The organism is Peptoniphilus obesi ph1 (assembly GCF_000311865.1).
Classification (GTDB): Bacteria; Bacillota; Clostridia; order Tissierellales; family Peptoniphilaceae; genus Peptoniphilus_E; species Peptoniphilus_E obesi.
On the sequence record NZ_HE978580.1, the window covers coordinates 271,853 to 286,604 of the forward strand.

Genomic DNA, 14,752 nt, shown 5'->3' on the forward strand with positions numbered 1-14,752 from the left:
CTCCAATCATAATTAATTATCAAATTTATTAATGACATCTAGTATCGTATTGCAAGTAACTATTTCTAGATTTTTAAATTTATCCTTGTCGATTTTAGTTTTTGCAATAAAAACTCTTTTAAATCCAAGCCTTTCAAGTTCTTTTAACCTAGACTCAAGTGATGGAACATTTTTTAATTCACCTGTCAATCCAACATCAGCTATAAAAATTGTTGAGTTATCTATTTTTATATTTTTTGCTGCAGAATATATGCTCATTATTACTGCAAGGTTTGATGCTGTTTCTTTTAATTTTATTCCACCAGTTGTTTTAACTACAACATTTTTGTCTATTAATTTTAAATATGCTCTCTGCTCTAAAATTGAGATGAGGGTATTTAACTGTTCCCTACCCATGTTTTCAGATATTCTAGATGGATATGGTAAAAAACTATGGCTGCATAGGGCTTCTATTTCTAAAATTATTGGTCTTGTTCCTTCCCTGATTACGCTTAGAGCAGAGCCTGCTACTTCTTTTCCATCTTCTCTTTTTGTCATAAAATATTCTGATGGATTATCGATTGATTTTAATCCCTCATCCGTCATGGCAAAAAATCCCATTTCTCCAGTTGATCCATACCTATTTTTGCTAGCAAGCAAATATCTTAATTGTTCATTTGATTCATTTTCAAGAATTAAAACTGTATCAACTAAGTGTTCTAAGGCTCTTACTCCTGCCAGCTCATCTTCTTTTGTCATTTGTCCAACTATAAATACCATTCTTGGTTTTTCTGGATTTTTTGCAATCTCAACTAATTTATGAGCACATTCCATTACTTGAGTTGGAGATGATGCTCTTGATTGTATATCTCTAAGAGTTACTGTTTGTATTGAGTCTAGTATTATAAATTCTGGATCAAGATCATAAATTTCTTCTATAATATTATCCATAACTGTGCTTGAATATACATATAAATTATCAGATATCTTGTCTTCAATTCTAAGTGCCCTGTTTTTTATTTGGCTTTCTGATTCTTCTCCAGATGCATATAAAACTTTCATCCCATTTAGGGCAAGGTCATTTGCTACTTGCAAAAGCAAGGTTGATTTTCCTGCACCTGGTTTTGCAGTTATTATAGATACAGAATCTTTTACAATTCCTCCACCCATAACCCTATTAAACTCATTTATGCTTGTCTTTACACGAAAAGAAGAGATGCTTTCCACATCTCTTAACTTCTTTGAACTTGAAGTTTTTTTCGCACTTTTTGATGATTTTATATCATCTTCATAGACTTCTTCTAGGCTGTTCCAGGCTTCACATTTTGGACATTTTCCAAAAAAACCATAGGAAACATAGCCACATTTATTACACTTGTACTTTATCTTTTTGCTCATTTTTAACACCATCTAATTTTTTAATAAGCAATTTTTTGTAAAAATCAATTTCTATATTTTCATTTCTTTCTATTTCGCCTTCTAACATTTTTTGGGCGATTTCATCTTCTATTGAAGTTCTTATTGCTCTTTCAAGAGGTCTTGCTCCAAAGTCTTTGCTGTATCCTTTTTGAGCTATATATTTTGTAAGTCTCTTTGTGAAGCTTGCATTTATGCCTATATCTTTTAGTCTTTCTTTTAATTTATCTAGCATAATTTCTGCAATTGATTGTATTTCTTTTGTTGATAATTCTTTAAATACAATGATATCATCTAGTCTATTTAAAAATTCAGGTCTAAATATTTCTTTTAGAGAATTTTGAACTATTGATTTCATTTTTTCGTATTGGTTTTTCTTTTCAGTTTCTTCATCTACTGAAAATCCTATTGTTGACTTATTCTTTAACTGACTTGCCCCAGCATTTGATGTCATTATAATTACAGTGTCTTTAAAGCTTACTGTTCTTCCCTTAGAATCTGTCAATCTTCCATCATCTAACATTTGTAGAAGAACATTAAATACATCAGGATGGGCTTTTTCAATTTCGTCAAAAAGAATTACTGAATAAGGATTTGACCTAACTGCATCGGTTAACTGACCACCCTCATCATAACCAACATATCCTGGAGGTGATCCAATTAGTCTTGAAACAGTGTGTTTTTCCATATATTCTGACATATCAATCCTTATCATATGGTCTTCGCTTCCAAATAGTTCAGCTGCTAGACACTTAGCAAGATAAGTTTTACCAACACCAGTTGGTCCAACAAATATAAATGAACCCATTGGTTTTTCTGGATCTTTTAAGCCAACCCTTGCTCTTTTTATTGCTTTTGCAAGCACATCTACTGCTTCGTCTTGGCCTTTTACTTTTTCTTTTAGGTGTTCTTCTAATTTTACAAGTTTAACTTTTTCTTCTTGATTTAATTTTTCAACAGGAATTTTAGACCACTTAGATACTATTTGAGAAATATCATCGTAGCTAATTTCTTCCTGGCTTTGTTTTAATTTATATTTTTCCTTTTCTTCTTCGTATTTTTCTTTTAATTTTCTTTCTTCATCTCTAAGAGAAGCTGCTCTTTCATAGTCTTGATTTTTTATAGCGTGTTTCTTTTCTTTTTCTAGTCTATTAGAATCTTCTTCATATTTTATTTTAAATTCTGGACTAGCAAAATTTTTCACTTTTTTCTTTGAACAAGCTTCGTCTATAAGGTCAATAGCCTTGTCTGGTAAAAATCTATCATTTATATATCTGTGAGATAGTTTTACTGCCGCTTCAATAGCCTCATTAGTTATTGTTACATTGTGATATTCTTGGTATTTTTCTCTTAAACCTTTGATTATATCTATTGAATCTTTTTCAGAAGGTTCATCTACCATAATCGGCATAAGTCTTCTCTCAAAAGCAGGGTCTTTTTCAACTTTTTGTCTGTATTCATTTATTGTTGTTGCACCAATTATTTGAAGTTCACCTTTTGTCAGCATTGGTTTTAATATATTGGATGCATCAATTGCACCTTCTGCTGCTCCTGCTCCAATAATTACATGCATTTCATCTATAAATAAAATTGTATTTTTTTCATCTATAGTTTCTTTTACAACTTCTTTTAGTCTTTCTTCAAAATCTCCCCTGTATTTTGCACCAGCTATTAGACCAGAAACATCCAGTGTTCTGATAGTTTTATCTAGCATAATTTCAGGTACATTATTTTCCACTATTCTCATAGCAAGACCCTCAGCTATGGCAGTTTTTCCAACGCCTGGCTCTCCTATAAGGACAGGATTATTTTTTCTTCTTCTTGAAAGAACTTGTATCATTCTTTCAATTTCTTGGTCTCTTCCAATTATTGGATCAATCTTTCCATCCTTGGCTTTTTGATTTAAATTTGTTGTAAATTTATCTAATGATGTTTCTTTTTTATCTGAACCATCTTGGTCCTCTTCTTCTATTTCTGTATTCATAATTTCTTCTTCTAAAGAAGCTGCATCAATGCCAAGTCTTTTTAAAACTAGAAGGGCTATTCCTTGTCCTTCTCTTAAAATTCCAAGTAGTATGTGTTCTGTTCCTATATAATCTACACCGTCTTCTTTTGCTGCTTGCATAGCTAGTTCAAAAATTCTGTTTGTCCTAGGTGTATATATTAAATTGGAATTGGTAACAGTGTTTCCTCTTGAAATGATTTCAAATGTTGCCATTTTTAGGCTGTCATAATCTACTCCAAGATTTTTTAATACCTTGGCCCCTGTTCCACTTCCTTCTTTCATAATTCCAAGTAGTAAATGCTCAGATCCTACATAATTAACTCTTGAATCTCTGGCTTCATTTTGAGCTAAAAGTAAAGACTTCTGTGCTTTATTTGTAAATCTTTCATAAACATTCATGTTTAAAAGACCTCCTTCATCATCTTTCTTATGTTGTTGGCCCTTAATATATTACGAGATTTTTCATCTAGTAAGGCGCCTCTTTCAACTTGAAGATGACCATTTCTAAATTTATCTATAGTCTGAGCAAGATCTATTTCTTTTTTTGTCTTTAGAATGCTAAGTTCTATTCCCAAAAATAAATCACTCATCTTATCTATCATTTCTTCCTCATCTATCATTCTGCAATTCCTAAGAATGCCATAAGCCCTATTAACCAAATCTTCAAGATCTATAATCTTGTCTAGGTAAAGGCTTTGTCTTTTTTGTTTCTCAATATCTTCAATCTCTTTGCTAATATTTAATATTTTATCCAAGTAAGTTTTTTCGTCAATACCTATTGTCCTATCTAAGGATAGGCAATAAATTGCAGCTGATTTTCTTCTTGCATTATTTTTCTTTGTCATGCTGTATCCGGGTCTTTCCAAGGTCCTAATTACTGATTCATCATCAAAGTAATCAGTAGCTGGTAGATGCAAATATACATTAGCAAGAAGACCATTGCCACAATAGTTTATATCGGATGTTAGATATCCAAAGTCTTCCCTAAAAGCATATTGAACTTTTGAATCTATATAATCATCAAGCTCATCAACTTCCTTGTATAGGTCCATAAGTCCTAAATTTAAATCTTTTTTATAAATTTCTATATGGTTTTTAGCATTGACTCTAACTGCTAGATTATTTTCATTTATAAAAACTCCAGATATGTCTGAGTTTTTTAAAGAAGTCGCTGTTAAAAAATTATTTTCATAAAAATTTAATTTTTCTAGCGAAGACAAATCTTTTGTCCTATAAAATTTGAAATTTTTTACTTCTAAAAGAGCTTGCAAGATGCCAATAATTCTTTCAGCACCAGCTTGGTCCAACTTAGATGGAAAATTAAAATCAGAGATATTTCTATTTAGACATAAATCATTGTACAATATGATTTTCATTTTTTTCTCTTAACTCCTTTAATTCATCTCTATAAACTGCTGCGTCTTCATAATTTTCAAGCTCTATTGCCTTATCAATCTTATCTAATAAATCTTGTTCTTCCCTAATAAATATAGGTTTTTTGCCGGCTGATTTTGGTATTTTGCCCCTGTGTTTAGAACTAAATTTTAAATTGGTTAATACGCTTGCAATTTCATCTTTAAAGTTTTCATAGCAGGCTTCACAACCAAGTTTATTTTTTTCAAGTTCATTAAAACTTGTCCCACAATTTGGGCAAACTTTATCCGTAGAAACATTGGAGTTTTTGCCAGTTAGTTTAAACAATTCTTTTAAAAAACCTTCTACTCTATCTGTAACTGCATTGTTAAATACTAAGTCTTCTTTCATCTTCTTTTCTGCACATTCTGCACATAGATGAATTTCTTCTATGTTATTGCCGGTCATCTTAGTGTAAGAAATCATAGCGTTATTTTTTTTACAATTATCGCACAACATATTAATCCCCCTATTGCAAAATAACTAGCATGATATTTTTTAATATATCTGCTCTTAGTTCGTTTTTATTTTCAGCCTTGGCAAGCGAACGATCGCTTAATAAAACTTTTAGAAGTTCACTTTCTCTAGCTGAAATATATTCTAGATTTTTTAATTCTTCAATAATTTGGTCTGACTTGTTTTTTGTGATTGAGTCACCAATTTCATCATTGAAAATTTTTTCCATCCTATTTTTATTTTTTATTTCAACCCTGACGATTCTTATATAACCGCCGCCACCTCTTCTGGATTCTACATAGTAACCCTTGTATGGTGTAAATCTTGTTGTTAAAACATAATTTATTTGAGATGGTGCACAGTTGAACCTATCTGAAATTTCAGATCTTTGTATTTCTAAGATGCCATTTGCATCTTCTAATAATGAATTTAAAAATTCTTCTATTGAATTTGACAATTTTGCCATATTATCACCTTTTGACCATCTTTGTCTTTTGAGTTAAAAAAATATTAATCTATTTTCATAATAACAGAAAATTTATAATTTGTAAAACTTATTAGGTCCAGTCTTGACATTGCCTAGCTTTAAAAATAATATACTTTTAAAGGGGGAATTCTTTTATGAAAAAGAGAAATATTTTATTGTCTTTGATATTAAGTCTATTTTTAATTTCTTGCAAGTCTGAATATAAATTGAATTTAGACAATATATCTTTAAAGTTTAAGGAAATGGAAGTTTTAAGATATGTAGATGATGATTTAGAAAAAACTGAAAAAATAAAAATTGATAGTTCAGAAAAGATTAATCAAATTACAAAACTTTTAGAAAATAATTTAAATCCTTCCGAGAGTAATGATGGACTTGATTCTGCTCCAGGCAAGGATTCATTAAGAATTTATTTTGATGATTGTGAGCTTCTTTTAATAAAAGATAATTTTTATAAGGATAAATATTATTATACTTTCTACTATGGTGGTACATACAAAAATCTTACATCTGACATTGACCTGGTTGAAAAAATTTATGAAATAATTAATAACTAATAAATTTTTAATATTAATATATTTTAGTAGTATATATACATATAAGAAGATTAATTTAATCAAAATTTTTATCTTAATCTTAAACTTTGATATAATACATTAACATAAATACTGTATCTATTTATAATTATTAGATGGGAGCAAATATGAAAATAGGAATACCTAGAGGACTTCTTTACTATGAATTTGAATTTATGTGGAAAGAATTCTTCAAAGAATTAGATATTGAATATATAATAAGCCCGGATACTGATAAAGATATTTATCAAGCCGGAGTAAACAAAGCAATACATGAAAGTTGCTTGCCATTAAAAGTGTTCTTGGGTCATGTTGAATATTTAATTGGAAAATGTGATTATATCTTAATTCCACGTATCGGTACCTTTGGATTTTACGACAGAATGTGCACAAGATACCAATCAACAATAGACCTTGTATACAACACCTTTAGAGATGATAATATTAAAATTTTGCCTTTTAATATCGACTATAGCGAAGGCGAAAAACAAATTAAAAGTTTTGTTAAAATGGGTAAATTTCTTGGGAAAAGAAGAGGACAATCAATCCTTGCCTATAGAAAGGCGAGAATTTTAAATGACTATATAGTTTCTGAAAAAGAAGCTAAAATGGAAGAAAAATTAAATTCTGACAATATAAAAATTCTTCTTGTAGGCCACAAGTATAATACCTTGGATAGTTTTTCAGGCTCAATCATAATGAATTATCTTAAAAAAATGGGTGTAGAAATTATATTGGCAACTGACATGGATAGTAAAAAAGCAGATTTTTATGCAAAAGAACTAACAGACACAATGCCTTGGACACTTAATAGAGAACTTTTAGGATCTATATTAAAATACAAATCAAAAATTGATGGCATAATTTTAATAAGCTCTTTTAATTGTGGTCCGGACTCTATGGCTAATGAAATGATTTTAAGAAAATTTAAAGATATTCCAATTTTAAATTTGGTAATAGATGGACAAGAAGGAGTTGGCGGTATAGAAACAAGACTTGAAAGCTTTTTAGATATAATTTTATTTAAAAAAGAAGGTGGACTATTTGGCTGATAAAGTTACATTTCCTCAAATAGGAAATTATAATATTGCATTTGAACTTATTTTTAATTATGGAATGGGATTAGAATACATAAATCCGCCAAAGATGACTGATAAAACTCTTGAAATTGGAACAAAGTATAGTCCTGATTCTGTATGTGCTCCTTTTAAATTTATGCTTGGAAATTATATAGAATCAATAGAAAAAGGAGCCAATATTTTAGTTGGAGTTGGTGGTCTGTGCAGACTCGGATATTATGCCGAGTTGCATGAACAAATAATAAAAGATTTAGGATATGATATTAAGTTTGTCAACTTCGCACAATCAAGATTAAAAAGGCCTTCTTCGTGGTATGAAAAATTTAAGGCATTAAATCGAGACATGTCTCTTGTAAAAATTGGAGAGGTTTTGCCCACTGCAATAAAAATGATAGAATATTTAGATCTAGTGGATGATTTTTTAAGAAAAAACTCAGGTTTTGAAGTTGAAGAAGGCTCATTTTTAGAAATATATGATAAATATCTAGAAGAAATGAGGCAAATAACAAGTGTAAAAGAATTAGATGCTCATCAAAAGAAATACATGAAACTTTTAGATGAGGTTGAAATCGATAAACCAAAAAAACCTCTAAAAGTTGCAGTTATTGGAGAATATTACACAATAATGCAACCATATTCAAATCATCTATTAGAAAAATGGTTGGCAAAAAGAGGAATAGAAGTAGTTAGGTGGATGAATTTTACAAATTCACTTTTGCATAGGCCGGAAAAGGAAATTAAAACACATATAAAAAACTATGCCAGCTATGATATGGGTGCGACAAGTATGTACACAATAGGAACAGCTTTAAAGTGCGCTAAAAAAGACTTTGACGGAATTATTCATATAAAGTCTGCCGGATGCATGCCTGAAATTGATACTATGACCGTACTACAAAATATCAGCAAGGATTACAAAATTCCAATCTTATATATATCATTTGATTCGCAAACTAGCGATCTTGGTCTTGAAACTAGGCTTGAAGCCTTTTATGATATGATTATGATGAGAAAAAAGAGAATTATATAAATAAGTATATAAAACATTATACTCAAAAAATAAATGCAGGAATATTATTAACAGCATATCAAAAATTTTTAAATCTAATCTTGCATTTAACTTATGACAGAAGTAGAAGTGAAATTAAGATAAAACAAAATTAAAATATTTTGCAGTATCATTGTTATAAGGAGAATCAAAAGAGCTACTATGAAAAACGCATTTTATGGAATAGATGTAGGAAGTATATCAACTAAGGGCGTTATTTTGGATGAAGAAAATAATATTTTAGCAAAAGATTACTTAATGACAGAAGGAAATCCAATTAATGCAGTAAAAAAACTTACAAAATCCTTAGATGAACAATTAGATAGAGAAAAATATCAAGTTATAGCAGTAGGAACCACAGGATCTGCGAGAAAACTTGTAGGAGCAATAACAAATGCAGGTATAGAAAGAAACGAAATCACAGCTCATGCAATAGGAACAATTTCTATGCATCCTGATGTTAGAACAATTCTTGAAATTGGAGGTCAAGACTCAAAAATTATACTAATCGATAATGGAGTTGTTGTTGACTATGCCATGAATACACTATGTGCAGCAGGAACAGGAGCCTTTTTATCATCTCAAGCAAATAGACTTGGAGTTGCCGTAGAAGAGTTTGGAGATATTGCACTTACATCAAATAGCCCAACTCCAATTGCAGCACGTTGCACAGTCTTTGCAGAATCAGACCTTGTACACAAGGCACAAATGGGATACGAAAAAAAGGATATAATTGCAGGACTTTGTCAGTCAATTGTAAATAACTATTTAAATAATGTTGGTCGTGGAAAAAATATCCAAAGTCCTGTAGTTTTCCAAGGTGGAGTAAGTAAAAATAAGGGAGTAAAAAAATTCTTTGAAGAATCTCTAAATAAAGAAGTACTAGTAGATGATGTTGGACACCTAGCTGGAGCAATAGGAATTGCAATCCTAGCTCACAAAATGGGAACTCACAGAGAATTTAATTTTGAAATAGAAAATATAGAATTTACAACAAGAGGAGTAAATTGCAACAAATGTCCAAACCACTGTGAAATAATGTGTGTATTAAAGGATGGGGAACTTATAGACTCTTGGGGCAACAGATGCGAAAAAGGTGCCATTAAAAAACTCCACGCAAATTAAAAATAATTTTGAATACTTAAAAAAAGACGAAGATAGTAAAATCTCCGTCTTTTTATTTACTCACTTGCTTTTTTTCTTAAATTAAAATTTAAAATCCCACGCTGTAAAAACCCTAAATATTAAAAACTGCAAAATCTGCAAAATAATAGAACCCGCTAACTAGCAGGTTCTTCTTTTTTTCCATTTAATGTTTGTAAGACTTTTTCATATTCATTGTCCACAAAGTTTTTAGATTCACTTGTTAAATTATCCCTATACTTTCCTCCTTCTAGAATATCGTAGTATAAGACAACTTCTGATTTTCTGATTCCTTTCTCATCTATATAAGAGTTTACATAGGTCGGAAATAAGTTATAATTTTCAAGTTTTGTTTTTCCATCTTCTTTTACTAAATTTAATTCGACAAATACTCCAGATTCTACACCATCTCTTCCAATCCATCTTTTCTTTTGGTTGGAAATAGAATTTCCCATAGAATATATGGTAAAAATATTCTTGCCATCTACTTGTTTATAAGATGTTTCTTGTAAAACATGTGGATGAGATCCTAAAATTGCATCTACTCCATTTTTTATCATAAAGTCTTCAAAATATTTTTGCTTTTCATCTGGAACTTTACTGTATTCAATTCCCCAATGAGGATAGGCTATTATATAATCCACCCCTGCATTTTTTAATTTGCTTATATCTTCGATTATTAAATCTTCTTTTAGTGGAGAAATCATAAATTCATTTCCACTGACTAGAGAATCCATGCCATTAAAAATATCAGAATATCCTATAAATCCAACTTTTATATTATTAGATTCTATAATTACTGGATCTCTTTTTGCATCTTTATAAGTTCCAAAATGTTTTAATCCATTTGCATCTATGGCATCTATTGTTGTAGAAATTCCTTCTAGTCCTGTATCTAAGCAATGGTTATTTACGGTTGATAAGATATCAAATCCTGATTCTTTAAGATATTTAATAGCTTCAGGCGGTGTGTTGAACAAGGGAAAACCACTTAATTGTTTATTGGGATTTATACTTGTTTCTAAATTCCCGACTACAATATCTGCCCCGTCTAAATATTCTTTTACTTTTTGGTAATAAGAAGTGAAGTCATATTCTTGCTTTTCCATGTTGTAAGAATTTTTGTAAAGGGGCATATGATACATTATATCCCCCGTTGCCCAAATCTTTGTCCTGTATACTTGCTCTTCTTTTTTATCTGACTTTTTATTATTTTTTTTATTTTCTTTTTTCCCATCAGCTTTTTTACTTACTTGCTGACTTTTTAAATTTCCAGAGCTAATATTTGGATTTGAATAATATATATTTAAGCTAAATATACCTAATCCAAGTATCAAAAGTATTAGCAGACCATAAAATATTTTTTTCATTTTATCTTATTCATATTTTTCTAAGAAAGCTTTTTCTATTATTACTTCTTCTAGAGGTCTGTTCATAAAGTCAACTTTTGTAGCTGCTATATCATCAACTACGCTCATTCCTTCAAAAACTTGTCCAAATACTGTATGAATTCCATCTAGCCAGAATGTTCCACCAATATTTTGATAGCTATCTATTATTTCATCAGGATAGCCTTGTTCTTCGCCGGCTGATCTCATTTTTTGTATTATATCATCTTCAACTGCTCCTTTTTGAACTATGAAAAATTGTGATCCATTTGTGTTTGGTCCAGCATTTGCCATAGAAAGTGCTCCTCTGAAGTTTCTGAAATTTAAATTGATTTCATCTTCAAATGGTTCATTCCATAAACTTTCTCCACCTCTTCCAGTTCCAAGTGGGTCTCCAGATTGAATCATAAAGTCATTTATAACTCTATGGAAGATTAAACCATCATAGTAGCCTTTTTCTATAAGGCCTTTAAAATTTTCAACAGCTTTTGGTGCTGCTTCTTCAAATAATCTAATTTTTATATCTCCGAAATTTGTTCTTAAAACTGCAACTTCTTCCCCTTTTTCAGGTAAATTAAATTGTTCTAACATAATAATCCTCCTAAACTACACTTTTAACCCTGCTGACATATTTAGACATATTATTTCTAAATCCATCAGTTTTATTTCTTAATACATTATAAATTATTAACATTACAAATCCTTTTATAAAACTTGAAATAGACATTGATGCCCACAAACCATTTACACCTAAAATCGGCATTAATGCTAAGGCAATAGGTATTCGCATAACATTAAATATGACTGTGTTAAAGGCTGGATATCTTGTAAGTCCAAGTCCATTTAGCATACCAGTTACGCCAATTTCATAGGCTAAAAATAATTCAGATATTGCATTTATTTTTAAATAATTTGATCCAATAGCTATAACTTCTGGGTCTACTGGGATAAAGAATTCAAATATCTGTCTGCTAAATATAAACATAAGGCTAGATATTATTAAACCTGCTATTGTTAAAATTTCTAGTGACTTATTTCTTGCTTCTCTTAACCTTTCATATTGACCCGCTCCATAGTTTTGCCCAAAGAAAGTAGAAATTGCAGTTGCAAATCCTTCTGCACTCATCCAAGATACAGATTCTATTTGAGCTCCAATTGTATAGGCTGCTATTGCTGCTGCTCCAAAACTTGCAACATAAGAATTTAATTTAATTCCTATCAAGGCATGGACTATTGAGGTCAAACAAATTGGAATACCTAGGCTTAAGATATCTAAACAAAAAGTTTTATCTATCTTTTCAAAAAAGTTTATTTTGACATAGATTTCATTGTGTTTTATGCCAACTGCAATATATAAGACAACTTGGATAAATTGCGCAAATACTGTGGCAATTGCTGCCCCTCTTACCCCCAATTTTGGAAAAATCCCAATTCCAAATATCAAAAGTGGATCAAGAATTATATTTGTTATAAGTGCTATTGCAGATATTCTAAATGGGAGAGTTGAATCTCCAACTGAATAAAAGCAAGTCGACAAGGCTGGAGCTAAAAATAAAAATATAAGTCCTGCAATTATTACATCAAAATATTCAAGTGCCAAAATTTCAACGCTTGGATCTAGTTTATAAAATCCAATAAGGTTTTTTCTAAATATTAAAAATATTAATGTAATTAAAACATATATTATAAAGTTTACTTGAAAACCACTTCTTAATATTGACACCAATCCTTCTTTATCACTTTTACCATAGGCTTGACTCATGCCAACTGATAAACCTGTTTTTGCTATTAGAGTTAAGGCTTGTGCAATCCAGACAAAAAACCCAACACAACCAACAGCTGCAACTGCATCAGTCGATAATTTCCCAAGCCAGATTAAATCTACTAAAGAATAGGCTATCTGGATAAAGGCTGTTGCCATCAAGGGTAAGGACATTTTAATCATAGAAGATAATATATCTCCTTCAAGTAAATTTACTCTCCTACTCATTTTTGCCCCCTTTTATTTATTTAGCAATCACCTTGGTCTGTAATTATAATTGGTCCATCTTTTGTAATTGCTAATTGGTGTTCGTATTGAGCTGACAAAGATCCATCCGCAGTTCTTGCAGTCCAACCATTATCATCAATTGTCAATTCTTTTTCTCCCATATTTATCATTGGTTCTACTGTAAATACCATGCCTTCTGTAATTCTTGGTCCTCTTCCAGCTCTTCCATAATGTGGAACTTGTGGATCTTCGTGCATTTCTTGACCTATTCCATGTCCAACAAATTCTCTTACAACGCTATATCCTCTAGCTTCAACATATTCTTGGATAGCATGACTTATATCGCCAATTCTATTTCCTATTTTTGCTTGTTCTATCCCAATATACATTGCTTCTCTAGTCACTTTTAAAAGTTCTTTAGCTTCTTTTGAAACTTCCCCAACTTCATAGGACCAAGCAGAATCTGCCAACCATCCATCAACATTAACAACCATGTCTACAGTTATTATATCTCCATCTTTTAAAACATATTCTGTTGGAAATCCATGGCAAATTTCATCGTTAACGCTTGTACAAACTGAGTATGGATAACCTTCGTATCCCTTTTGTTCAGGATAGGCTCCTCTTTTTCTTAAATAGTTTTCTACAAATGAATCTATTTCAAGAGTGCTTACTCCAGGTTTAATAAAATCTCTTAGTTTGTGGTGCACATCAGATAAAACTTTACCTGCGACTTTCATTTTTTCTATTTCTTCAGGTGTTTTAATTATAATCATCTATTTTCTATCTCCTTAATAATGTCTTTTAAATCATTGTCATTTCTCGCCCAAGAAAATACATTTTCATTAATTTCGTTGGCATAAGAAATGTCTTTTATGGCTTTTTCTCTATCATTAAGTCTTGCATAAACACAAGCCCTATTGTAATGTAAATTAACACTATTTTTATTAAATTCTATTCCCTCATTTAGTATATCCAAGGCGAGCTTAAAATTTTTTTCTTCTATATATATAGCAGACATATTTAAGTATATATTCTCAAATTTGCTGTAATTTTTCGCTTCAAGATAAGCCTTCAAAGCCTCTTTATTATTTCCTAGACCCTTATAGGCAACTCCTAAATTATATAAGGCTCTGAAATAGTCTGGCCTTATTTCTAAGGACTTCTTTGCATATAAAAGAGATTTTTCGAAGTCTTTTTTGCTACCGTATATAAAAGAAATATCATTTAAAGCTACATAATCATCTTCATTTAATTCTAGACACTTTTCAAATAAAAAAAGAGCCTTATCATATTCATCAATTTCTAAATAAGAGTGGCCAAGATAATAATAAGCTCTGTCGTAATCCTTATCTTTTTCTATAGCCATTTTAAAATTTTTAATAGAATAGTCAATATCTCCCTTGATCATATTGTTTACAGTAGCTAGTCCGTAATAAGCTCCTGCTTGATCCTCGTCCATAGCTATAATCTTTTCATAGCTATCAATCGCATTTTTAAAATCACTTTCTATTAAATAAATATCTGACATTTCAAATAAAATATTTATCTTGTCAAAATCATCGGCATAATTATAGGCTTTTTTTAAAGCTCCTAAAGCCTTTTGAAATTTCTCTTCTTCAAGAAAATTTTCTGCCATAATCATATAATTATTATATTTATCAATAAGCTTTTCCATATAGCCTCCACTACTAATTATAACAATAATTATCCATAAATACAGAGATGATAGAAAGTATTAATATACTTTCTTTTAAAATTTTTCTTTTTTGC

General features: G+C 30.4%; 14 protein-coding genes. 4 read left to right on the plus strand and 10 right to left on the minus strand.

The genetic code is table 11. The features are described from left to right. Positions 1–12 precede the first annotated feature (12 nt). Genes radA through HGPB_RS01255 form a run of 5 tightly spaced genes read right to left on the minus strand, consistent with a single transcriptional unit; the run spans position 13 to position 5,735 of the window. Positions 13–1,377 (minus strand): DNA repair protein RadA, encoded by a 1,365-nt coding sequence (gene radA / locus HGPB_RS01235; protein WP_019131855.1) that lies wholly within the window; start codon positions 1,375–1,377, stop codon positions 13–15. Continuing rightward, on the minus strand, positions 1,349–3,799 hold the full coding sequence (locus HGPB_RS01240) for an ATP-dependent Clp protease ATP-binding subunit (RefSeq protein WP_019131856.1): 2,451 nt from the start codon (positions 3,797–3,799) through the stop codon (positions 1,349–1,351). The genes radA and HGPB_RS01240 overlap by 29 nt, the downstream gene beginning before the upstream one ends. Before the next feature lie 2 nt (positions 3,800–3,801). After that, on the minus strand, positions 3,802–4,776 hold the full coding sequence (locus HGPB_RS01245) for a hypothetical protein (protein ID WP_019131857.1): 975 nt from the start codon (positions 4,774–4,776) through the stop codon (positions 3,802–3,804). Next, on the minus strand, positions 4,754–5,272 hold the full coding sequence (locus HGPB_RS01250) for a UvrB/UvrC motif-containing protein (protein ID WP_019131858.1): 519 nt from the start codon (positions 5,270–5,272) through the stop codon (positions 4,754–4,756). The genes HGPB_RS01245 and HGPB_RS01250 overlap by 23 nt, the downstream gene beginning before the upstream one ends. Before the next feature lie 10 nt (positions 5,273–5,282). Then, on the minus strand, positions 5,283–5,735 hold the full coding sequence (locus tag HGPB_RS01255; protein WP_019131859.1) for a CtsR family transcriptional regulator: 453 nt from the start codon (positions 5,733–5,735) through the stop codon (positions 5,283–5,285). Positions 5,736–5,890: 155 nt separating this feature from the next. Here HGPB_RS01255 and HGPB_RS01260 point away from each other — a divergent pair, with 155 nt between their 5' ends. From HGPB_RS01260 to HGPB_RS01275, 4 genes are all read left to right on the plus strand, one after another. Next, positions 5,891–6,313, plus strand: coding sequence for a hypothetical protein (locus tag HGPB_RS01260; protein ID WP_019131860.1), 423 nt, complete (start codon positions 5,891–5,893; stop codon positions 6,311–6,313). Positions 6,314–6,459: 146 nt separating this feature from the next. Beyond that, positions 6,460–7,383, plus strand: a complete 924-nt coding sequence (locus tag HGPB_RS01265) for an acyl-CoA dehydratase activase-related protein (protein WP_019131861.1) — start codon at positions 6,460–6,462, stop codon at positions 7,381–7,383. Beyond that, entirely contained in the window at positions 7,376–8,440 is a 1,065-nt protein-coding gene (locus HGPB_RS01270) for a 2-hydroxyacyl-CoA dehydratase (RefSeq protein WP_019131862.1), read from the plus strand. Before HGPB_RS01265 ends, HGPB_RS01270 begins: the two co-directional genes overlap by 8 nt. Positions 8,441–8,620: 180 nt before the next feature. Then, positions 8,621–9,583 (plus strand): acyl-CoA dehydratase activase, encoded by a 963-nt coding sequence (locus HGPB_RS01275; protein WP_019131863.1) that lies wholly within the window; start codon positions 8,621–8,623, stop codon positions 9,581–9,583. A gap of 155 nt (positions 9,584–9,738) precedes the next feature. Here HGPB_RS01275 and HGPB_RS01280 read toward each other — a convergent pair whose 3' ends face one another. Genes HGPB_RS01280 through HGPB_RS01300 form a run of 5 tightly spaced genes read right to left on the minus strand, consistent with a single transcriptional unit; the run spans position 9,739 to position 14,657 of the window. Next, positions 9,739–10,971, minus strand: coding sequence for a CapA family protein (locus tag HGPB_RS01280; protein WP_019131864.1), 1,233 nt, complete (start codon positions 10,969–10,971; stop codon positions 9,739–9,741). Positions 10,972–10,977: 6 nt separating this feature from the next. Then, on the minus strand, positions 10,978–11,580 hold the full coding sequence (locus HGPB_RS01285; RefSeq protein WP_019131865.1) for a peptidylprolyl isomerase: 603 nt from the start codon (positions 11,578–11,580) through the stop codon (positions 10,978–10,980). Between the two features lie 10 nt (positions 11,581–11,590). Further along, positions 11,591–12,979, minus strand: coding sequence for an MATE family efflux transporter (locus tag HGPB_RS01290; protein ID WP_019131866.1), 1,389 nt, complete (start codon positions 12,977–12,979; stop codon positions 11,591–11,593). Between the two features lie 20 nt (positions 12,980–12,999). Then, positions 13,000–13,755, minus strand: coding sequence for a type I methionyl aminopeptidase (gene map / locus HGPB_RS01295; RefSeq protein WP_019131867.1), 756 nt, complete (start codon positions 13,753–13,755; stop codon positions 13,000–13,002). Beyond that, the gene (locus tag HGPB_RS01300) at positions 13,752–14,657 is read right to left on the minus strand and encodes a tetratricopeptide repeat protein (protein ID WP_019131868.1); all 906 of its coding nucleotides are present in this window, start codon (positions 14,655–14,657) and stop codon (positions 13,752–13,754) included. Before HGPB_RS01300 ends, map begins: the two co-directional genes overlap by 4 nt. Positions 14,658–14,752: the final 95 nt, after the last annotated feature.

Excerpts from the sequence above, each read along its gene's own strand:
- HGPB_RS01240 (WP_019131856.1), bottom strand. The coding sequence starts at position 3,799 with ATGAATGTTTATGAAAGATTTACAAATAAAGCACAGAAGTCTTTACTT.
- HGPB_RS01255 (WP_019131859.1), bottom strand. The coding sequence starts at position 5,735 with ATGGCAAAATTGTCAAATTCAATAGAAGAATTTTTAAATTCATTATTA.
- HGPB_RS01265 (WP_019131861.1), top strand. The coding sequence starts at position 6,460 with ATGAAAATAGGAATACCTAGAGGACTTCTTTACTATGAATTTGAATTT.
- radA (WP_019131855.1), bottom strand. The coding sequence starts at position 1,377 with ATGAGCAAAAAGATAAAGTACAAGTGTAATAAATGTGGCTATGTTTCC.
- HGPB_RS01290 (WP_019131866.1), bottom strand. The coding sequence starts at position 12,979 with ATGAGTAGGAGAGTAAATTTACTTGAAGGAGATATATTATCTTCTATG.
- HGPB_RS01275 (WP_019131863.1), top strand. The coding sequence starts at position 8,621 with ATGAAAAACGCATTTTATGGAATAGATGTAGGAAGTATATCAACTAAG.
- map (WP_019131867.1), bottom strand. The coding sequence starts at position 13,755 with ATGATTATAATTAAAACACCTGAAGAAATAGAAAAAATGAAAGTCGCA.
- HGPB_RS01300 (WP_019131868.1), bottom strand. The coding sequence starts at position 14,657 with ATGGAAAAGCTTATTGATAAATATAATAATTATATGATTATGGCAGAA.
- HGPB_RS01245 (WP_019131857.1), bottom strand. The coding sequence starts at position 4,776 with ATGAAAATCATATTGTACAATGATTTATGTCTAAATAGAAATATCTCT.
- HGPB_RS01280 (WP_019131864.1), bottom strand. The coding sequence starts at position 10,971 with ATGAAAAAAATATTTTATGGTCTGCTAATACTTTTGATACTTGGATTA.
- HGPB_RS01285 (WP_019131865.1), bottom strand. The coding sequence starts at position 11,580 with ATGTTAGAACAATTTAATTTACCTGAAAAAGGGGAAGAAGTTGCAGTT.
- HGPB_RS01260 (WP_019131860.1), top strand. The coding sequence starts at position 5,891 with ATGAAAAAGAGAAATATTTTATTGTCTTTGATATTAAGTCTATTTTTA.
- HGPB_RS01250 (WP_019131858.1), bottom strand. The coding sequence starts at position 5,272 with ATGTTGTGCGATAATTGTAAAAAAAATAACGCTATGATTTCTTACACT.